The organism is Limosilactobacillus kribbianus, from assembly GCF_026413145.1.
Taxonomy (GTDB): domain Bacteria; phylum Bacillota; class Bacilli; order Lactobacillales; family Lactobacillaceae; genus Limosilactobacillus; species Limosilactobacillus kribbianus.
This window is the reverse complement of sequence record NZ_JAOVYZ010000033.1, coordinates 1-21,043: the sequence shown is the minus strand read 5'-3', so window position 1 is coordinate 21,043 and position 21,043 is coordinate 1. Positions and strand designations below refer to the sequence as shown.

The 21,043-nt window shown below is 44.2% G+C and carries 13 protein-coding genes; 11 read left to right on the top strand and 2 right to left on the bottom strand.

Annotated elements, in window-relative coordinates:
* Window positions 1-176 precede the first annotated feature (176 nt).
* The gene (locus OCT58_RS07335; RefSeq protein WP_267202224.1) at window positions 177-2,339 is read right to left on the bottom strand and encodes a GH25 family lysozyme; all 2,163 of its coding nucleotides are present in this window, start codon (window positions 2,337-2,339) and stop codon (window positions 177-179) included.
* A 193-nt stretch (window positions 2,340-2,532) separates the two neighbouring features.
* Here OCT58_RS07335 and OCT58_RS07330 point away from each other — a divergent pair, with 193 nt between their 5' ends.
* The 3 genes from OCT58_RS07330 (at window position 2,533) to OCT58_RS07320 (ending at window position 6,874) form a co-directional block, all read left to right on the top strand.
* Window positions 2,533-4,920, top strand: a complete 2,388-nt coding sequence (locus OCT58_RS07330) for a KxYKxGKxW signal peptide domain-containing protein (protein ID WP_267202223.1) — start codon at window positions 2,533-2,535, stop codon at window positions 4,918-4,920.
* Between the two features lie 74 nt (window positions 4,921-4,994).
* A complete protein-coding gene (locus OCT58_RS07325; RefSeq protein ID WP_267202222.1) occupies window positions 4,995-5,861 on the top strand; it encodes a beta-1,6-N-acetylglucosaminyltransferase in 867 nt (288 codons plus the stop codon).
* Between the two features lie 17 nt (window positions 5,862-5,878).
* Window positions 5,879-6,874, top strand: coding sequence for a glycosyltransferase family 2 protein (locus tag OCT58_RS07320; RefSeq protein ID WP_267202221.1), 996 nt, complete (start codon window positions 5,879-5,881; stop codon window positions 6,872-6,874).
* Window positions 6,875-6,922: 48 nt separating this feature from the next.
* On the opposite strand, the gene OCT58_RS07315 is transcribed toward OCT58_RS07320, so the two are convergent.
* The gene (locus OCT58_RS07315) at window positions 6,923-7,732 is read right to left on the bottom strand and encodes a LicD family protein (RefSeq protein WP_267202220.1); all 810 of its coding nucleotides are present in this window, start codon (window positions 7,730-7,732) and stop codon (window positions 6,923-6,925) included.
* Between the two features lie 107 nt (window positions 7,733-7,839).
* On the opposite strand from OCT58_RS07315, the gene OCT58_RS07310 reads away from it, so the two are divergent.
* From OCT58_RS07310 to OCT58_RS07270, 8 genes are all read left to right on the top strand, one after another.
* On the top strand, window positions 7,840-9,594 hold the full coding sequence (locus tag OCT58_RS07310; RefSeq protein ID WP_267202219.1) for a phosphotransferase: 1,755 nt from the start codon (window positions 7,840-7,842) through the stop codon (window positions 9,592-9,594).
* Window positions 9,581-10,297, top strand: a complete 717-nt coding sequence (locus OCT58_RS07305; protein ID WP_267202218.1) for a sugar phosphate nucleotidyltransferase — start codon at window positions 9,581-9,583, stop codon at window positions 10,295-10,297. Before OCT58_RS07310 ends, OCT58_RS07305 begins: the two co-directional genes overlap by 14 nt.
* On the top strand, window positions 10,298-11,797 hold the full coding sequence (locus OCT58_RS07300) for a BCCT family transporter (protein ID WP_267202217.1): 1,500 nt from the start codon (window positions 10,298-10,300) through the stop codon (window positions 11,795-11,797). It begins immediately after the preceding gene.
* A gap of 4 nt (window positions 11,798-11,801) precedes the next feature.
* On the top strand, window positions 11,802-12,818 hold the full coding sequence (locus tag OCT58_RS07295) for an acyltransferase family protein (RefSeq protein WP_267202216.1): 1,017 nt from the start codon (window positions 11,802-11,804) through the stop codon (window positions 12,816-12,818).
* Between the two features lie 21 nt (window positions 12,819-12,839).
* Window positions 12,840-13,928 (top strand): acyltransferase, encoded by a 1,089-nt coding sequence (locus OCT58_RS07290; RefSeq protein WP_267202215.1) that lies wholly within the window; start codon window positions 12,840-12,842, stop codon window positions 13,926-13,928.
* A gap of 34 nt (window positions 13,929-13,962) precedes the next feature.
* The gene (locus tag OCT58_RS07285; protein ID WP_267202214.1) at window positions 13,963-15,282 is read left to right on the top strand and encodes a DUF6056 family protein; all 1,320 of its coding nucleotides are present in this window, start codon (window positions 13,963-13,965) and stop codon (window positions 15,280-15,282) included.
* A gap of 178 nt (window positions 15,283-15,460) precedes the next feature.
* A complete protein-coding gene (locus OCT58_RS10510; protein ID WP_438361120.1) occupies window positions 15,461-16,681 on the top strand; it encodes a glycoside hydrolase family 73 protein in 1,221 nt (406 codons plus the stop codon).
* Window positions 16,682-16,817: 136 nt separating this feature from the next.
* Window positions 16,818-20,912, top strand: coding sequence for a glycoside hydrolase family 70 protein (locus tag OCT58_RS07270; protein WP_267202213.1), 4,095 nt, complete (start codon window positions 16,818-16,820; stop codon window positions 20,910-20,912).
* Window positions 20,913-21,043: the final 131 nt, after the last annotated feature.

Below are 21,043 nucleotides of genomic sequence, written 5' to 3'. Positions count from 1 at the left end.
TCAGTTCGCGTGTGGTAAGATGATGATAGGTCATTTGTGATATCCTTTGCTTTTGTTTGTGGTTATTCAAAAGTCTATCACAGATGGCTTTTTTATGTTTCTAACTTAATTTTACAAACCGGGAACAAAAAAATAAGATCGATCGCTTAATTATTATTGACGATCGATCTTATTTTTTACTTTAATTTTCCGCTTGTGCTGTCGAATTCGTAGAGCTTGCCGTTGATATAGACGGAACCGGTCATTGCTTGACCATTGCCGTCAAAGTAATACCAGCTGCCATCAATTTTTTGCCAACCGGTCTTCATCGCCCCAAACGAACCATCATGGTTAGAGTTTAGGTAGTAGAGCTTACCGTTGATGGTTTGCAAGCCGTTTAACATGTGACCATTGTTGTCAAAGTAGAACCATTGGCTGCCGACCTTTGTCCAGCCCTTGTATTGCCAAGCGTTGGTAGGATCGAAGTAAAGCCAGTTGTTGTCCATGTATTGCCAACCGCGCAGGGCCCAGGCATTGTTAGGATCGAAGTAGTACCAGCGATTGTTAATGTTTCGCCAGCCGGTTAACGCCTGACCGTTATTATCGAAGTAGTACCAATTGCCGGCACCGGACTTAAACCAGCCCGTAGCAGCGTCCCCGCCGCCATTAAAGTAGTACCAGCTGCCATTAATCTTTTGCCAGCCGGTCTTCATAGCACCGAAATTACCGTCGTGCTCGGTCTGGAGATCATAAATTTTACCGTTGATGGTTTGAAGACCAGTTAACATGTGGCCCTTGTCATCAAAGTAGAACCAGTGGCCATCGATCTTTGCCCAGCCTTTATCCTGCCAAGCGTTAGTCGGATCGAAGTAGAGCCAGCTGTTGTCCATGTATTGCCAACCGGTGAGGGCCCAAGCATTGGTATTATCGAAATAGTACCAGTGCCCATTAATGCCTTGCCAGCCGGTGAGGGCCCAGGCATTTGTCCAGTCAAAATAATACCAACGGCCCGCGCCGGACTTGAACCAGCCCCTGTCGGCCCAGGCGTTGGTTGGATCAAAGTAGTACCAGTGGCTATTAATATATTGCCAGCCCTTTAAAGCCCAGGCATTCGTGGTATCAAAGTAGTACCAATTGCCATTGATTGACTGCCAGCCAGTTTGGGCAGCTCCGTTGGAATCAAAGTGGTACCAGTTACCGTTAATTGACTGCCAACCAGTAACGTTCTGACCGTTTTGGCTGTAGTACCAGGAACCGTTTGACTTGGTCCATTGACCGGTGTCACCGAAAAGGCTTTGGTAGTCGATCGAAATGTCGAGCTCACCGCTATAACCCGGGATCTTACCATGGGCGTTGAACTGCCATGCACCGTAGCTACGGTTGAGCAGATTAGAAGCCGAGGGACTGTAGACATACTGTGCAATCCAGGTCTTATTTTTGCCGACAGTAGAACTAACGTTGTAGGTGGCATCGTAAGAAGTCGAGGCGTAGACGGCATGGTTGGTGTAACCTCGATTATTCAGCTGAGCCCAGAAGCCACGCAGATCGTTGGCAACACTTGAGTACTTGGTAGTACTATCCTCCATATCCGCGTAAATCCGGGTGGAGGAAGATAAACCAAGGGAACTCATCACGTCAGCCAGGTGGTTGGCCTCACTTACGGCCGCGCTATAGCTGCCGAAGTGAGCATAGTGGTAAACCTGGATGTTTAACCCGGCACTGCGGGCATTGCTGATTTGCTGCCAGGCATACTGGTTGGTGTAGCTGGTTCCTTCCGTGAGCTTAACGATGATTGTTTTAACTCCCCGGTTCTTCAAAGTCACAAAGTTGGCAGCGGTCAGTGCAGCTTGGTAGGCCGAGATGTCGACCGCATCCACTCGTGGGTATTGGGAATCACCAATGTTGATGATCGGCGTGCCATCGTATGCCGTCTGAGCGGCAGCCTTGGAGACTGTATACGATGCCGCTACCTGAGCCTTTGCACCGGTTGAAGCAAGGGGTGACGTTGTCGAAGTATTGTCAGTGTTGTCAGTGTTGTTAGTATTGCCAGTAGTTTGAGTCTTATCTGCGGAAGCAGCGGTGGTTTGCTGATTTGCTGCCGTGGTTGTGGTGGCATTATCAGTAGTGGCCGTCGTCGTTGTCGTTGTTGTTGTGTCGGCGTTAGTAGTTGACGACTGTTCGGCGTTTACCGAATTATTGTTATTATTTGTGTTTGTAGTGCTGCTGGTCGAATCGGCAGCGGTAATTGTTTGAGAATTAGTAGTATCCGCCTGTGCCTGATTGGTATTGGCAAAAGTGAAGGCGGAAAGTGAAAGTAATGCTAAAGTTGATGCTAAATAGATGTGTTTGCGGTGCGTCACGTTAATCCTCCTAAAATTAATAGTCAAACACTATTATTATAATCAATCCTTATAAAGGATAGCTTTAAATTCTTTTAACAACTTATTGAAGAAATTATGAACGCTCCCTGAAAATTATATTTTCAAAATAATAAATTCGGAGTATGATACGGTTAGATTGCAGAATAAATTGATTTTGGGAAGGAATAAAGTAATGAAAAATCGTGTCAAGCTTTATAAAGCTGGTAAGCTTTGGGTGACGGCATTAGTAGCTGCAATGGGGATCGCAGTTACGACCACCGGTGCCTTTGCTGACCAGGTTTCAACAACGACTACTGATACTCAGGACATCCAGGTACAGGCGGCTCAGCCCCAGGTTACTACTGATACCACTGTCACTTTGGCGAAGGCAAGTACCGATGCAAATGCAACGACTGATCAGAATAGCGTGCCGGAAAATATCAATGGCTACACTAAGCAGCAGGATCAGTCCGGCAAGGCTGTTTGGAAAAACAATAGTGGTCAGGCCTTAAACGGCTGGCAGAATGCTAATAACAACTGGTACCAATTTAAGGACGGCAGTGCCCAGACTGGTTGGCAAAAGGTTGGTAATGATTGGTACTACATGAACAGTCAAAATTCAGCTATGGAAACCGGCATTCAGAGGATCAATAACAACACCTACTACCTGAATGATCGTCAAAATAGCGGTGTTTACGGGGCAATGCAGACTGGTTGGCAAAACGTCAATAACAGTTGGTATTACTTCGAGAACAATGGTGCTGCTCACACTGGCTGGCTGAAGTCTCAAGCCGGTAGTTGGTACTATTTCGATAATAACGGTCAGGCCAAGACTGGCTGGTATAATGTTGCTGATCATTGGTACTATGGCGATAAAAAGAATGCCTGGGCCTTAACCGGTTGGCAGTACTTTGACAATAACTGGTTCTACTTCGATCCGGTCAACGCTTGGCAGTACAAGGGGTGGACAAAGGTTGCTGGCCAATGGTACTACCTGGACAACAACGGTCATCTGCTGACGGGGATCCAAAACGTCAACGGCAAGTTCTATTACCTGAATTCCAGCCATGACGGTTCTTTTGGGGCAATGAAGACCGGCTGGCAATTTGTTAATGGTCACTGGTATGGCCTGCAGGGTAACGGTGCGGCTTATACTGGTTGGCAAAATCTGAATGGCAGCGAATACTACTTCGATCCGGCCAATGCACAGATGGCGACTGGCGATACGGTGATCAATGGGAGTCATTACTACTTCGATACCACTTCTGGTCACCAGGTTAAAGGGATGATTCTGGACACGAATGGTCTCCTGAAATACTATAATGAAAACACTGGTGTGCGGGAAAGCCAGCTCAATGCTGATGGCAAGACCTACACCTTTAATTCAACGACGGGTGACATCAATACGGATAACCTGGTCGACGGATTGAACACCATTGCCAACCATGTCTACTACTTTAACAAGGCAGCACAGCGTTTTCTTGCCAATGCATGGAAGCAGATCAACAATAAGTGGTACCACTTTGGCAACAACGGTGCGGCAAGCATTGGCTGGTTTGAGTCAACACCAGCAGCAAACTGGTACTTCTTCAATAATGATGGTTCAGCCAAGACCGGCTGGTATAAGTCAGCTAATGGCTTTTGGTACTACTTTGATAATCAAAATGCCTGGGCTTTGAAGAATTGGCAGAATCTTAATGGCCACTGGTACCACTTTGATTCGACGAATGCTTGGGCTAATACCGGCTGGTATAAGTCAGCAGCTGGTAACTGGTACTACTTTGATCCGGTGAATGCTTGGGCCAAGACTGGTTGGTTCAAGTCAGCAGTTGGTAATTGGTATTACTTTGATGCCCAAAATGCTTGGGCAATCACTGGCTGGCATAAGATTAATGGTAGCTGGTATTACTTTGACCCAACGAATGCTTGGGCTGACCGTGGTTACCAACGGATTAATGGCGTTGACTATTATTTCGATCCAACGAATGCCAATATGTATCAAAACCGTTGGGTAAACGTTTATGGGTGGACCTACCACGCAGACAACAGTGGTCATTTGTGGTTCCCACGCTGGTATAGTCAATTTACACCAGCATTTTATGGTGAAGGTTGTTCAGTATTTTCACTGGCAATGTTGCTAAGCCCAAAGGAATATATCAACACGAACTATGCTCTACAACTGCTTTCACGGCGGCAGTCTGGTAACTTGGTAAATGGTGCTGGCTTCTCCATCATTATTCAGCCAAATTCACTGGTTGAATTAGCACACCATTTTGATCCAACTGTTCGGAATATCTCTGGTAGCAGCGTTTCTGACATTATTAATTGGGTTAATGCTGGGCACCCAGTTCAGTACTATGGTTACTCGAGTTATGAACGTTCATATGCTCACCGCAACCATAATAAGGTCATTGTTGGTTACCGGAATGGTTACTTCAGGATTTATGACCCATGTTACTGGTCAACTGCTGATGGTTGGTATTCTCGGGGTGGTAATGCCTACGACTATGGTGCAATGGCTTGGGTACCAGTATCACAGTTCTCACGTGAATATGCTGGCCAAGCAATTACGGTTGATTAATTAAAGCGAAAACATTTATGAATCTCTGGTATGATAGATTCATAAATGTTTTTCTTTTTAGGAGTAAATTTAAAATGCAAGCTGTTTTAGTTTTAGCACACAAAAATGTTGATCAGGTAGTTGAATTGGCCGATCTCCTAAGCAAAAAGTTTGAAGTTTATATCCATTTTGACAAAAAGGCGCACATCACTTCTGAGCAAAAGCTGGCATTGAAGCGGCCCCATGTTCAATGGATTTCCACTCAAGATGTTCACTGGGGAGCATGGAGTATTGTTCAAGCGACAATTGATCTCTTTAATTTAGCGCTTCAAAATCCCCAGCTTTCTTATTTTCATCTGATTTCTGGGCAGGATTGGCCGACGAAAAATGTTGCCGATATTTATAATTTCTTTGAGAAGACCGATAAACTGTTTATTTGGAACTATCCATCGGCAAAATACAAGAAGGCTGGTGAACCACTAGTCGATTGGCAGAAATATTACTTTAACTATGATCAGGTTAATCGACGAAGCACATGGGGCAAAATTTATCATCGCTTTTTGATTGTTGGGCAGACTCTGCTCCACGTGAATAAATTAAAAAAATTAGGGATTGATTTAACCTTATATAACGGGTCGCAATGGGTTGATTTACCTCGTGACGCTAGTGAATACTTGCTTGGATACCTTCAGGAGCATCCCAATGTAGTGCAAATGTTTAAGACCGGTTTTTGTTCTGATGAATTTTGGGTGCCAACGGTTTTAAGAAACAATAGGCAGTTTGCCCAACGGATTGATACTAATAACCATCGGTATATTGACTGGCAGGAGCGTAATGGTAGTGCTCCGGCTGTTCTAGATGAACGTGACCTTGCCAAAGTCAGCGAATCGGATGCCTTCTTTATGCGCAAAATCGAATTTCCTCAATCACGAAAATTAGTTGATGAACTGAACCTAAAATGAGTTAGGAGCTGATCGAGTTGCCAGTACTAAGTATAATTATTCCTAATTATAATAGTGGCTCCGCCTTGGAGAACTGTTTACAAAGCATTACGGAGAAGAATACGGCAGAAATACAGATAATCGTGGTTGATGACGGTTCGACGGATGGATCGGCCGCTTCTGCTGAGACATTGGATAAACGAATTGAAGTGATTCGCCAAGCAAACCAGGGCGTTTCCGTAGCACGAAATAACGGTCTGAAGCACGTCCAAAGTGATTACGTAATGTTTGTTGATGCTGATGACCGTCTGGATCCCGAATGGTCACGGTACGTTTTGCCAAAATTAAAGCAGGGCGAAGATCTGTTCCTCTTTAACTACTTCAACAGCAGTACTCAAGTTCAAATAATTGATCGTTCTGCGGATTTAATTGGGACTGACTTTGCAAATTATCGGCTAAAAATGCTGACTAATCCAACTAAGTTTATGACGGTGTGGGGAAAAGTCCTACGCACGAAGGTAATTCAAAATAATCAATTAGTCTTTAATTCTCAGTTGCGTTTGGCCGAAGATGGTGACTTCATGGTTCGCTACCTTTTACATGCTCAAAATATCTGCGTGAGTGAAGAATATTTGTATCACTATCAAAATAATGAGCACTCGGTGATGCGGTCATTTGATAGTAATAAAGCTAATGATTATTTAACGGCACTAGAAATCACCCGGCGCGCAGTAAGACAATCGAATAATCAGTCTTTAATCCACGCTTATAGTTTTTATATCCTAATGCACTTAAACGTTATGATGGTGCGAGATGTATTTAACATTGATAATCAGGAACCCTTGACGGCGAAGATGAACCGGTTGAAAGCAATTATTGCCAAACCGATCATTAAAGAAGCTTTGAACGATGTTAGATTAAGCGAGTGTCGGTCACCACGAACGGTACCAATTTTATTGCTAAAGACTAAGATGGATCGTCTGGCTGCTTTGGCGTTTATCGCACGTTCCAAACAAAATCATCAGAAAAAATAAATGGTATGACACCTGTTTCCGAACTGGAGACAGCGCCATACCATTTTATTATTCTCTTAACCAAGCTTTTAATTCGTGATTTTCGCGTTGGTCTACCGGTGGCAGCTTCATGTAATCACCATATGTATCTGTTAGGTATTTATCCCAGCACGACATTGTTTTGAATTGGTGTCCTTCAAACTCAACATAGACGGGTTGATCGAAGTCAGTCTTTTTCATGATTTCCTTATCATAATCTCCCCACATGATGTCGCCGACGTAATCAGCACGGTCATAGCCGTAGCTGCGGCAAAGCTGATCGATCCGTTTGTTGGCGCGATCGATCCCATATAGCTTAGCGAATGGGATGAAAAGGGGCTTGATTAAGCGGTGCCCCATCGTCTTGCCATCCCCAACCTTGGCAAAATTAAGATTTAAGATTTTGCGAACGAACAGTTCCCTTTGAAAGAGATTTCGACGTTCATTTACATCTGCTGGGACGCCATCGAATGGGAAAATATCCACCCACAGTGAGTTTTCATTTGATTCATTGGTGTAGCTTTGCTTCGTATACGTTTCGGTATCCAGGACCTTCATGAATGGATAGTGGGTGGTGCCATTTTTGTAAGTAACGATCTTATAGTGGCCATGAAAAGTATCATTTTGCTGAGCCAGTTGTTCCAGCTGATCGTAGAAAGGACGGCTCATGGCAATATCGATATCGTCATCCCAGGGAATGAAGCCTTTGTGGCGAATAGCTCCCAAAAGTGTTCCCGCACAGAGATAGTAATGGATATTGTGCTCCTCACAAAAGTCATCCAATTCAATCAAAATGTTGAGTAAACGTTGACGAATTTCTGGTAATGTTAGTTGTTTCATTGTAGCTCCCCGTTCTTTTTCGTATACAGTTATAATAACAGATTGTCTCACCAAATGTTCAGTGTTAAAATATGGTATGTTCAATTTATAAAAAGGAACGGTATTTTATGAACGGAAAATTGCTGAAAATTTTTAAAATGCGCTTAGCACATCCCCAAGCTACTCAACGCGAGCTTGCTCAATTGGTGGGACTTTCGCTCGGCAAGGTTAATCAGGGCCTAGATCAGCTGAAGCAATTAGGCCTTCTCAATGCACAATCTGAGCTTACATCAGCGGGCCAAGACTATATTGAGTGCCATCATCCCCAAAGGGCAGTCATCTTAGCGGCCGGTTACGGAATGCGAATGGTACCGATCAACACCGAAGAGCCCAAGGGATTACTCGAGGTTAATGGTGAGCCCCTGATCGAGCGGGTAATTAAGCAGCTGCATCATAAGCAAATTCGCGACATTCAGATCGTGGTGGGTTTTATGAAGGAGCACTATGAGTATCTGATCGATAAATATGACGTTCAGTTAATCGTCAACGCCCATTATGCTGAATGGAAGAATATCTATTCGCTTTACTTAGCACGGCATTCCTTAGCCAACAGCTATATCCTTCCTTGTGATATTTGGTTTAAGAATAACCCCTTTTCCACAATTGAGGATCGTTCCTGGTATCTTTTTGCTGATGAGGAGGCTGCTGATTCGGTTTGGCGGGTCAACTCACAAGGTAAAGTCAGCCGCGCAAAGAAGCAAACCAATCGAATGGTTGGCCTTGCCTACATCAATGATCAGGACGCAGGGAAGTTAGTAAAGCGACTCGCTGAACACGAACAGTCTCAGCAAGGATTACGTGAATTTTGGGAGGAGGCGCTTGTCAATCAAGGTAAATTTCAGATCGATGGCAAGCTAATCAGTGCCGATGATTATACAGAGATCAACTCTTATGAGGAACTCCGGGACTTGGACGGCAGCTCCAACCACTTGAAAAATGATGCCATTAGTGCTATTGAGCAGAGCCTGGATGTTTCAGTTCAGGAGATTCATGATATTCGAGTTCTGAAGAAGGGGATGACGAACCGCTCCTTTATTTTCCGCTGTCGAGGAAAGCACTATATTATGCGGATCCCTGGTGAAGGAACTGCAAAGCTGATTAACCGGCAGCAGGAATACGATGTCTATCAGCAGATCAAAAAGCTATCATACGTGGAGCGAACCCTTTACCTTAATCCGCAGAACGGTTATAAACTGACGCAGTTCATTGAAAATTCACATAATTGTGATGCCCAAAATTGGGATGAGGTTCATCAGTGCATGCAGCTGCTTCGCCACATGCATAACCAGAAGCTCAAAGTTGATCATCAATTCGATGCCTTTAAGCAGCTTGAGTTTTACGAACAGCTTCGGCATGGTCAATCCGCCTACCGGGATTATGCTGAGGTCAAAGCGCGGGTCCTGGCATTGAAGAAATTCATTGATTTCCAAGACAAGGAGTGGACCCTTTGCCACATTGACGCTAACCCGGATAATTTTGTCTTTGACCAGGACAATGATCTGTACCTGATTGACTGGGAATATGCCGGGATGCAGGATCCGCACATCGATATTGCAATGTTTGCAATCTATGCAATATACAATCAGGAGCAGCTGGATCGACTGATCGACAGTTATTTTGAAAAGTCCATTGATCAGCAAGTTCGGTATAAAATTTATGCCTACGTTGCCGTGTGTGGCTTGCTGTGGAGCAACTGGTGTGAATATAAGCAGTCATTAGGCTTAGACTTCGGCGAGTATTCCCTGGCCCAGTACCGCTACGCAAAGGAATACAGTAAGAAAGTAATTAACTACTTAAATGAGGTGCAAAATGGCAACAATTGATAACGCAATTATTATGGCAGCGGGAATGGGAACGCGGATGCGGCCATTAACGTATGAGACGCCAAAACCACTGGTAGCAGTGGCAGGGAAGCCAATGATTGAGTCTGCAATTGAGGGGCTCCACGCCAATGATATTCACGACATCAGCATTGTCGTTGGCTATTTAGCAGAAAAATTTGATTACCTACCGACTAAATATGCCGGGGTCAAGCTAATCCAGAATCCGTATTATCTGAAATACAACAATATTTCCTCGCTCTATGTCGCTAGAAACGAACTTAAGAATACGATTATCCTGGACGGCGATCAATTGATCAAAAATCCGCAAATTCTCTCGCGAAGCTTTGAACGCTCGGGTTACGCCGGCGCTTGGGTTAATCAGTGGACTGATGAATGGATTATGCACGCAGATAGTGATGGCGTGGTAACTAAGTGTGATCGTGACGGGGGACAGGATGGCTGGCGCTTGTATAGCCTTTCTAAATGGACACAGGATGATAGTGCTCGGCTTAAAAAGTATCTAACCGTGGAGTTTGAACAAAAACACCATTACGATATTTACTGGGATGATGTCGCGATGTTTGATTACCACGAAGACTTTGCGCTCACGGTTTTACCAATTCATGAGACAGACATTGTCGAGATCGACAGCCTTGAGCAATTAAAGACGGTTAACCAAAAGATTGAGAAAGGACTCCTCTAGATGAAGAAGCGGTTAAGTAAAATTGATTGGCCATTGATTGTGATCCCAATCGCGGCCGTCTTTGGCCTGAGCTATCTTTTTACTCGATTTCCACAGAGTTCGCACAGGTCGTTAACCCTGATTCGCGCCTTCTTAAATGTCCATTTTTCTTTCTTTTATGTTTTGGTGGCCCTGTTTTTCCTAGCTAGCAGTTTGTACGTAGCCTTTTCTCGTTATGGTAAAGTGCAGCTCGGTCAGACAGCTAGCGGCAAGCCAGAATATTCAAATTTGCGGTGGGGGGTAATGATTTTTACCTCGACAATGTCGGCCGACATAATTTTTTACTCGCTTTGTGAATGGATTATGTATGCACAGGAACCCTTTGTTCGACAGCATGATAACGTTATGGAGTGGTCATTAACTTACTCGCTCTTTCATTGGGGGCCGATCGTCTGGTCCTTTTACATCATGCTGGCAGTGGCCTTTGGCTATATGCTGTTCGTCTCGAAAAATGGCCGCCAAAAATTCTCCGAAGCCTGTCGGCCACTGCTTGGGAAGTACGTTGACGGAATTGCCGGCAAGGTGATTGATCTAATCGCGATCTTTGCCCTAATTGCAGCGACAGCCACGACTTTTTCAATGTCGATGCCGCTGCTAGCAACCGCAGTTGGTAATCTGATCAATGTGACAAATATTAAGCTCCTTTCGGTCATTCTGATTACGATCGTGGTCTGCATTTATCTAGTAGCTTCGGTGATTGGGATGAAGGCCATTTCGCGCTTAAGTGTCATTTGTTACACCTTTTTTATTGGCCTAATGCTATACGTACTATTGTTCAGTGGCGCCGGAAGTTTTATTATTGATTCTGGTATTCAAGGAACTGGCAATTTACTGCAAAATTTTATTGGGATGTCAACGACGCTGCGCAGCCACGGCTTTACCCAGCGGTGGACAATTTACTACTGGTCATACTGGATGGTTTGGTGTGTTGCCACGCCCTTTTTCATCGGCAGCATCAGCAAGGGACGTAAAATTAAGGATATTGTCTTACGAGGATATGCTTGGGGATTGGGTGGAACTTATCTTTCGTTCATTATTCTGAGCAATTTTGGAATTTCTCGTCAGATTCACCATCTCGTTGATGCTGTTCAATTGGTAAGCAAGGGGACTTCATATCCACAGGTGATCTTACTGTTGATGAAGACATTGCCCGAATACAAGATTGCTTTAGTCCTGCTGGCACTGGCAATGATCGGACTGTATTCAACGGTCTTTGATTCCATCACAATGGTAATCTCGAAATATTCTTACCGCAGCCTTGCGCTTGAGGATGATCCAAGCAAATTAATGCGGGGCTTTTGGGCGATTATCTTTGTGATCCTGCCACTGTCCTTGCTACTGAGCAATAGTTCAATGGCCAATATTCAATCCGTAGCAATCATTGCGGCCTTTCCAACGGCGATTGTGATGGTGCTGATTGTGATTAGTTTTTACCGGGAAGTAAGAAAGCAAGATAGGTGATTTTTTGGTTAAGATTACAAGACGTCAGTATGATCTGGTCGATTTGGTTAAGTTTCTTTTAGCCATTACAATTGTGGCCATTCATGTCGGATTACCGATCTTAAAAATTATTGGTCGTATTGGTGTTCCTTTCTTTGTAATAATCAGTTCCTTTTTATTCTTCAGCAAGTATAATTACTTGGATTCGACAGGGCGATCAAAATATTTCCGAAAATTTGAATTCCGAATTTTCAAGTTATATTTGGCCTGGCAGGTTCTATACCTGTTTTGGGCTTATAAAGAATTGGAAAACTATATTGCCTGGAATGGATTTGGACTGAAACAGGCAGTCAAATATGTCCTCTTGACATTTGTCTATCGTGATTTTAGTAATACTGGTTGGGGGACTTGCTGGTACTTATTTGCAATGATTTATGCTTTGCCCGTTTTTTTGTTAATGGTTAAGTACATTGGCCCCAAAATCACGTTGGCAATCAGTCTGGTAATCGAGCTGTATTATGTTTTATCGCAAGGTTATACGTGCGTAACACACCTGTTTGCCATTTCACCATTTTTCTTTCCACGGGTGCTTATCTATATTGCCTTTGGTTACTGCTTAGCAACTCATCAGTCGGCATTGGCGAAAATTGCGCAAAGATTTAACCTAAAAGTGCTGGCGCTAATTTTTCTGATACTATTTTTATTGGAAAATTATATGATCTTTAAGTTAGGTGGTTGGCTCAATACCGAAGAGGTTTTCCTGACTGCACCAACGGCCCTGTTGATAACCATGGCGACATTAACATCGTCAGTGAAGTTAAAACATAGCCGAACGTATCGGCAATTGAGTACTTTTGTTTACACTAGTCAATTATTGTTTATCAATCCAATCAATCTCTATAAGAATACCCACCGACTATTTATTTTTGATAATAATTACATCTACTTTTTAATTGTCGCAGTCTGCATTGCACTGCTCTATGTAGTTTGGTGGCTTTTATATCGGAAATATCATTTGCGGATTTTGAAGTACTTAGTGTAGGCATTAATGGGGGAGAGTAAAATGAAACGGAATTCAAGTATTGAGCTATTGCGAATCCTTAGTATGTTTGCCATTGTTATTCATCACTACGGAGTTCACGGAACACTTGACTGCATGAACTTTTCGGCAAAGTATGCCCAGACACTTAAAATCAATTTGTTTCTTAATTTTTTAGGGAAACTAGGAGTGGTTTTATTTGTTATGATTGGTGCTTATTTTCTTTGCGAAAAGCGATTTAAGTATCGGCGACCGGTAAACTTAATTTTAACGATGGCATTTTATAGTTTTGGACTCTTCTTAGTCCTGCGGTATTGGTTTCCCACTGATGCGGCAACAGACCTGCCGTGGTTGAATGTTTGGTTGCCGTTTCCCTTACCGAGTGGTTATTGGTTTATCTATGCCTACATTTTTATGCTTTTAATGATGCCTGGCTTGAATTTAGTGATCAAACATTTTGCAGGCAAAAAACTAAATTTGCTAATTTTTTGTATTATCATTATGTGGTCGCTTATCCCACTGGGGATCAATTTACTGAATGGGAAACCAGACACTTCAGCCGACTTTTTTGGTTATTCGATTGGTGGCTATTTCTTGCTGATCTACTTGGTAAGTGCGGCGATTAGAGAGAGCAAGCTATTTAAGTCACTGAAATTTACAGCAGTGGGAGCAGTATTATCAGTACTTTTAGTTGTAATCATTTGCGCAATGATGGACAGCAAAACTTCATTCAATGTTTTGTTTGCCCTTTTCCAATTAAATAGTCCACTGATTCTGTTAGTGGCAACATTTATTTTTAGCTTCTTTAAAAATTTGACGTTCCACAGTAGAATTATTAACTTTTTAGCCGGCTCAATGTTTGGAGTCTATTTAATTCATGAGGATTCCTTTGTGCGGCCATTAATTTGGCAACAATTGATTTCGTCAATCAAGGTTGCCGGTTCCCCAAGTGCGTACTTACATCAGGCAGTAACGTATTCACTGCTAGTATTTTGTGTTTGCGTACTGATTGATATTGTGGTTAGAAGATTATTGTTTAGTAAGCTAATCAATAAGTTAACCGAATGGATTAGTAAGGCCTTAGAAAAACTTACTGCGAAGGTGTTAAATTAGCATAATTGCTTTGAAGATTAAGTAAGGAGACGTAATGAAAAAGTATTTATACCGCTATTTGCAATATATTTTAATGGCTTTAACATTTATCTTGATGACATTTTGGAATTACATCACTCCTTTATGGAATGATGATGAAGATTGGACCAGAATGTCACTTAGTTCAATTTTAAAAAGCAGTATTTATGACTATTTTCATTCAAGCGCCGCCAATTTTTTTCATCCAAATGGACGTATTTTCGGCCAAGTTATTTCTAAGCTTTTAGTAAACATCCCACTACCGATAGAAGCACTCTTAAATGCAGGCGTGTTCTGCTTCGTGGCCTTTTTGATCCTGAAATTGACGGTGAAAAAGGGTGAAAATGAATTAGCAGTTCTGTTGAAATATATTTTCATTTTGTTAAGTATTTTCTTGCTGACGCCGTGTTTTTCACAAATCTATTTGTGGCGTCCAGGATCGGGTAATTACCTGTGGCCAATGATGATTGATCTTTTGTTTATCAATGCTTTCCTTGCTGATCGAAGGGGCCCGGTATTTTTTGGTCTGTTAATCGTTCTTGGTTTTATTACGGGGACAACGAACGAAAACACTGTTGGTGGAATCGTAATCGTCTGTGTCTACTACCTGCTAGCTAAAAAAGTAGCTAAAATCAAGATCGGGCCTGTAATCAGTCTCTTGATTGGCTACGCCGTCCTGTTGCTCTCTCCTGGTGATGCTTTAAGAGCGCAAGAAAACAATCCGAGTTTCCTCAAATTATCACTATTCGGAAAAATTGAGACTAATCTTGTCCCAATTAATAACTTCATTGTTGATAATTTGCTTTATGAGATCTTGATTTTTGTCGTTCTCTTGAGTTTCAGCCTATTCGTTAAGCAAAATAAAGAGAACGTCATTGAAAGTCTCGTCTGGTTCGTCGCTGGGATCTTAGTTTGGTATGTTTTAACGCTTTCGCCTGGAACACCGAATGAGCCCCAAACTTATTATGGTGGGTTTGTTTTAACAATGGTTGCGAACGCCAAATTGTTTACGCTTGCTCGGAATTCTGATACAACAACTAAGCAAATCTGCACGACCATTTTAATTGCGATGACGTTCTTTACCTTCGTTAATGTTTCAAATGGCTTCATCGATGCTTGGAAAACAGATAGGGCAATCGAACAAAGAAACGCAGAGATTATTCGAAAAAAGAATAAGGGAATTAAACGAATTGCGGTTGCACCATTAAGTTACTACGGCAGGAGTAAGTATGCGATGTTCTTCTGGCAATTTGATTTAAGTACCAATCCGAGGATTTGGCAAAATCAGGCGGTAGCCCACCGGTTCAAGATCAAGGAAGTATACTTAAAGCAGTAGCTTCGCATTTCCGTTACACCACTTTAACAATTCAATTACAAATGGCAGGATGACTTGAGGTCGGCCCTGCTATTTTTTATACTAAAATTGTTATATTAAAGTTGTGAAGAGCTTTAATAGGGAGGAATTAACGATTTTAAGCAACCAGGGTAACAAACAAAATAGCCACTTTAAAGTATTGACTCTGCTGGCATTAGCAGCTGGGATTACTTTCGGGGGAACCGTTGCCAACGCTGATGATGGACAGACTAATGGTGACTCATCAGTTACCGTCACCACCAACGATTCAACCAATCAAACCCAGACGCAAAATGGCTGGCAAAGCAATAACAACAGTAAGTATTACTACAACAATGGTCAAAAAGAAACGGGCCTGCAAACCATTGATGGTTCGACCTACTACCTGAACCCTGATCAGGATGGTGCTGCCCAAACCGGTTGGCAAAACGTTAATAATAATTGGTATCACTTTAATGACAACGGTGCCGCTGATACTGGCTGGTACCAATCCGGCGCCCAAAATTGGTACTACTTCAACAATGACGGGACCGCCAAGACCGGCTGGTACCAATCAAATGCTGGTAATTGGTACTACTTTGACAACACTAATGCTTGGGCTGACAAGGGCTGGCAAAGTATTAATAATCGCTGGTACTACTTCGACCCAACCAATACTTGGGCCGACAAAGGCTGGTTTAAGTCTGGCGCCGGAAACTGGTACTACTTCGACACCCAGAACGCTTGGGCCGATACCGGTTGGCAAAAGATCAACGGGGCTTGGTACTACTTTGATAACCAAAACGCCTGGGCACTGAAGAACTGGCAAAAGATCAACGGAACCTGGTATTACTTCAAGAGTTCCTGCGCCATGGCTGCCAATGAGTCCTTCAATGACGGCAGCAACAGTTACTGGGCAGATGCCAATGGAAAGACCAGTCAGTTGAATGGTCACCAAGCTTTCTTGGCTAGCATCAAGCAGGCAGCCCTGGATGGCTGGAAGCAATACGGGGTACTGCCTTCGCTGACTGCTGCCCAAGCCATTCTGGAGAGTGCCTGGGGTCAATCCAAGTTGGCCACCCAAGGCCACAACCTCTTCGGTATCAAGGGTAGTTATAATGGTCAATCAATTGTGATGCGCACCGCTGAATACGGTAATGGTGGTTACTACTACATCAATGCTGCCTTCCGTCGTTACGCAAGCAACTACGAAAGCGTTGTTGATCACGGTCGTTTCTTGGCACAGAACTCACGTTACCGCAACCTGTTGTGGGATCGGAACTACAAGGATGTTACCTACAAGATTCGGCTAGATGGTTACGCCACGTCTCCATCCTATACGACGAGCTTAAACAACGTGATCCGTACTTACGGATTGGATGCTTGGGACCGGGAAATTTAGTTTAATTACAATCGCACCTGTAATTATTTGGGTGCGATTTTTTTATAATGCAATTTGAAAGTGCTTTCTTTTATATTGACAACTGTGGATTGTATGCAATACTTAAAATGGTGACTTAAATTTTTGGGAGGATAATATGACAACTAAAAAACACTATAAGCTGTATAAAGCTGGTAAGCAGTGGTGTACTGCGGCAATTATGACGCTGGCAGTGACTGGGGGAGTGCTTGCCTGGCAAGGAGTAGCATCTGCGGATACTACGACTACGGGAACGACTCAACCCACAACGACGGTCGATCAAAATATTCAACCGCAAACGGCAACTGCAACAACTACTACGACTGTTGCTGATACTAAGACAGACACTACTAATAATGATGCCGTTACTCAGCCACAGCTGAACACGGCGACAAAGAATGCTGCAACTGTGACGAATGTGGCAGCTGACCAGCAGACCAATACCACTAAGGAAGTCTTGCCAACCGGACAGCCCGGCTGGAGTCAAAAATCAGGCAACTGGTATTACTTCAACAACAACGGGACGGCAGCGACTGGCTGGAAGAAGATCAATCAATGGTACTACTTTGATGAAACCAATGGTCAGATGCAATCTGGCTTAAAGCAAGTCGGCGCGCACTATTACTACCTGAACCCTAATCATGATGGAACGTTTGGTGCCATGCAGACCGGTTGGCAAAAGATTGACGGTCACTGGTACGGCTTCGGTGGTGCAAATGATGGTGCCGCCTACACTGGCTGGCGGCGGATCAATGGCAGCTGGTATTACTTCCAGCAAACTGGTCAGGCCCAAACTGGCTGGTATCAAAGCCAAGCCAACAACTGGTTCTACTTCGATCCAACGAATGCCTGGGCACTGACTGGCTGGCAGCGAATTAACAACAGCTGGTACTACTTTGATGCCCAAAATGCCTGGGCTTTAAAGGGCTGGCAGCATATCAACAATAGTTGGTATTACTTTGACCCGACGAATGCCTGGGCCTTGACTGGTTGGCAAAAACTAAACAACAATTGGTACTATTTTGATCAAAATAATGCTTGGGCTCTGACCGGCTGGCAACGGATCAATAACCGCTGGTATAACTTTGACAGACAGAATGCCTGGGCCTTGAAGGGCTGGCAGCACATTAACAACAGTTGGTACTACTTCGACCCAACGAATGCTTGGGCGGACACCAACTGGCAGCGGATTAACAACAACTGGTATTACTTTGACCCAACGAACGCTTGGGCTCTGACCGGTTGGCAAAAGCTGAACAACCGCTGGTACTACTTTGACAAGCAGAACGCGTGGGCACTGACGGGCTGGCAGCACATCAACAATAGCTGGTACTACTTTGACGAAAACAACGCCTGGGCGCTGACCGGTTTTCAACAAATCAACAATCACTGGTACTACTTTGACCCGACAAATGCCTGGGCGTTGACCGGCTGGCAAAAGCTTGATGGTGATTGGTACTACTTCGACCCGACGAATGCCTGGGCGTTAACCGGACACCAAATGATTAATGGCAAGTCCTACTACTTTAACGCTCGTGGCCAGATGAAGGACACCTATGCCAAGATCGAAAATGGAAAACTGGTCGTTTATAATGCGGCCAACAATCAGGTGGTCAAAACCCTTGATTCCGGGACGTGGGAAAACATTGCCTACAGTCTCGATGGCAATTCGATCAATAACATTGATGGCTACCTGAGCTACACCGGCTGGTACCGTCCTTACGGAACGAGTCAGGATGGCAAGACCTGGTACAAGACTAGTGCCAGCGACTGGCGGCCAATGTTGATGTACGTTTGGCCAAGCAAGGATGTTCAAGCACAGTTCATCAAGTACTTCGTCAATCACGGTTACGTCAATGAAAAGTACGGTCTGACCACGACAAGCGTTGCACAATTGTCAAAGGATACTGACACCAAGACGCTGAATGATGCTGCACAGAACCTGCGTTACGTCATTGAACAGCACATTGCGGCCAACAAGAGTACGAGTCAGCTGGCCAACGATGTCAATGGCTTTATGGCCACCGTTCCAGAGTTGTCGGCGGCATCAGAACTGTCCGTGGTATACAGTAAGGGTTACAAGCCAACTGTTGACGGGACGGTTGATGACGATCAACTGCTCTTTGTCAACAACAATTCTCGAAACCAGCAGAGCGGAAACACCAGCACTGCTGATAGCAATTACCGGCTTGTTAACCGGACGATCAATAATCAGACCGGTTCCGACCACACTAACGATAGTCCAGAATTGCTGGTAGGGAACGATATTGATAACTCCAACCCGGTTGTTCAGGCGGAAAACCTTAACTGGGAATACTTCCTCTTGAACTACGGTAACCTGATGGGCTACAATGCCGACGGGAACTTTGATGGTTTCCGGATTGACGCGGCTGACAACACGGATGCCGACGTGCTTGACCAAGTGGCCCAATTGATGAACGATCTTTATCACATCAAGGGCAACCCGCAAAACGCTAATGAGCACCTGCTTTACAACGAAGGATACCATTCCGATGCAGCCGAAATGCTGAACAAGAAGGGGAACCAGGAGCTGTTCATGGATGCGGCCTACTTCTACACCCTGGAAAATGTTTTAGGCAAGACAACGCGGGATAACATCGGTAATCTGATGACAAACAGTGTTGTTAACCGGACGAACGACACCACTGAAAACCAGGCAACGCCAAACTGGAGCTTTGTGACTAACCATGATCAACGCAAGAATACCATTAACACCATTATTGTTGATGATCATCCGAATACTCCAGACGTCTTGGCAAATGGTTACAAGGCCGAATATGCTCAGCAGGCCTGGAAGGAATTCTATGCTGACCAAGCACAGACGGTGAAGCGCTATGCCCAATACAACGTTCCAGCCCAGTATGCTCTGTTGCTGACTAATAAGGATACGGTACCACAGGTTTACTATGGTGACCTTTATGATGAAACTGATCAGTATATGCAGACTAAGTCGATGTACTACGATGCCATCACCGCTTTGATGAAGGCACGGAAGACTTACGTTAGCGGTGGTCAAACAATGACGAAGTTCAATGATCACCTGATTGCTAGTGTTCGTTACGGAAAGGGCGTTACGGACGCTAACAGTCGGGGAACTGATCCGCTTAGTCGGACGACTGGGATTGCGGTCGTCGTTGGAAACGATGCAACGATGGGACAGCAGACGATTGCCATTAACATGGGGAAAGCCCACGCCAACCAGCTTTACCGCAACCTGCTTGATTCTACGGCCAATGGTCTGACCGAAAATAGTGTTGGTTCGCTGAATTCAGCAATGGTGATGACTGATGCCAACGGGATCTTGCACATCAATGTCCAGGGCTACGCTAATCCTTACGTCAGCGGTTACCTGAGTGTTTGGGCACCAGTGATCAGTGTCCCACAAGACGCTTCGACCGCGGCAAGTGCTGTCAAGGCTGATTCAAGCAAGTTCTTTGAATCTAATGCTGCCCTCGATTCACACATGATCTACGAAGACTTCAGTCTCTTCCAGCCAGAACCAACTTCACAGGCTGGTCATGCTTATAATGTCATTGCCCAAAACGCCAACCTCTTTAGTGACCTTGGGATCACTGATTTCTGGATGGCACCAGCCTACATGCCGTTTGGGATGAGCCGGTACAATGAGGGTTACTCTACCACTGAACGTTATAACCTTGGTACAAATGCTAAGCCAACCAAGTACGGTAGTGGGCAGGAACTGGCTAATGCAATTGCTGCCTTGCACGCAGCGGGCTTGAAGGTTCAAGAAGACCTGGTAATGAACCAGATGATTGGTTTCGGTAGTCAAGAGGCGGTAACGGTTACTCGTACAGATGCCAATGCTAACCAACTGACCGTTGACGGGAAGACCTTTGCTAATCAGATCTACTTCGCTTATACCCGGGGTGGCGGTGATGGTCAGAAGGAATACGGTGGTAAGTACCTGGCAGAGCTCAAGGCCAAGTACCCAGACCTCTTCACCACCAAGGCGGCATCGACCGGTGTGGCTCCTGATCCAAATACTCGGATTACGGAATGGTCCGCAAAGTATGAAAATGGCACGTCACTGCAAAACCTGGGAATTGGTTTGGCAGTCAAGTTAGCAAATGGCAACTATGCTTACCTGAACGATAAGAGTAACAATGCCTTCAGCACGCTCTTACCAGATGTAATTTCATCACCGGATTATTATGCTGATCAAAGCAACTAATTTTTAACTATGGCAGATTGTAAAATTTAAGTTGAACATTTAAGTGGACAGAAAAACCCATCAAGGTCTTTAATGGTGTTACCGTACAATCCATTAGAAAGAAGGACCTTGATGAGCACCACTATTTTATC

What these genes read in the sequence shown, in the direction of transcription:
- OCT58_RS07330 (WP_267202223.1), top strand. Translation starts at nt 2,533, where the DNA reads ATGAAAAATCGTGTCAAGCTTTATAAAGCTGGTAAGCTTTGGGTGACG.
- OCT58_RS07270 (WP_267202213.1), top strand. Translation starts at nt 16,818, where the DNA reads ATGACAACTAAAAAACACTATAAGCTGTATAAAGCTGGTAAGCAGTGG.
- OCT58_RS07290 (WP_267202215.1), top strand. Translation starts at nt 12,840, where the DNA reads ATGAAACGGAATTCAAGTATTGAGCTATTGCGAATCCTTAGTATGTTT.
- OCT58_RS07305 (WP_267202218.1), top strand. Translation starts at nt 9,581, where the DNA reads ATGGCAACAATTGATAACGCAATTATTATGGCAGCGGGAATGGGAACG.
- OCT58_RS07300 (WP_267202217.1), top strand. Translation starts at nt 10,298, where the DNA reads ATGAAGAAGCGGTTAAGTAAAATTGATTGGCCATTGATTGTGATCCCA.
- OCT58_RS07325 (WP_267202222.1), top strand. Translation starts at nt 4,995, where the DNA reads ATGCAAGCTGTTTTAGTTTTAGCACACAAAAATGTTGATCAGGTAGTT.
- OCT58_RS07315 (WP_267202220.1), bottom strand. Translation starts at nt 7,732, where the DNA reads ATGAAACAACTAACATTACCAGAAATTCGTCAACGTTTACTCAACATT.
- OCT58_RS07310 (WP_267202219.1), top strand. Translation starts at nt 7,840, where the DNA reads ATGAACGGAAAATTGCTGAAAATTTTTAAAATGCGCTTAGCACATCCC.
- OCT58_RS07285 (WP_267202214.1), top strand. Translation starts at nt 13,963, where the DNA reads ATGAAAAAGTATTTATACCGCTATTTGCAATATATTTTAATGGCTTTA.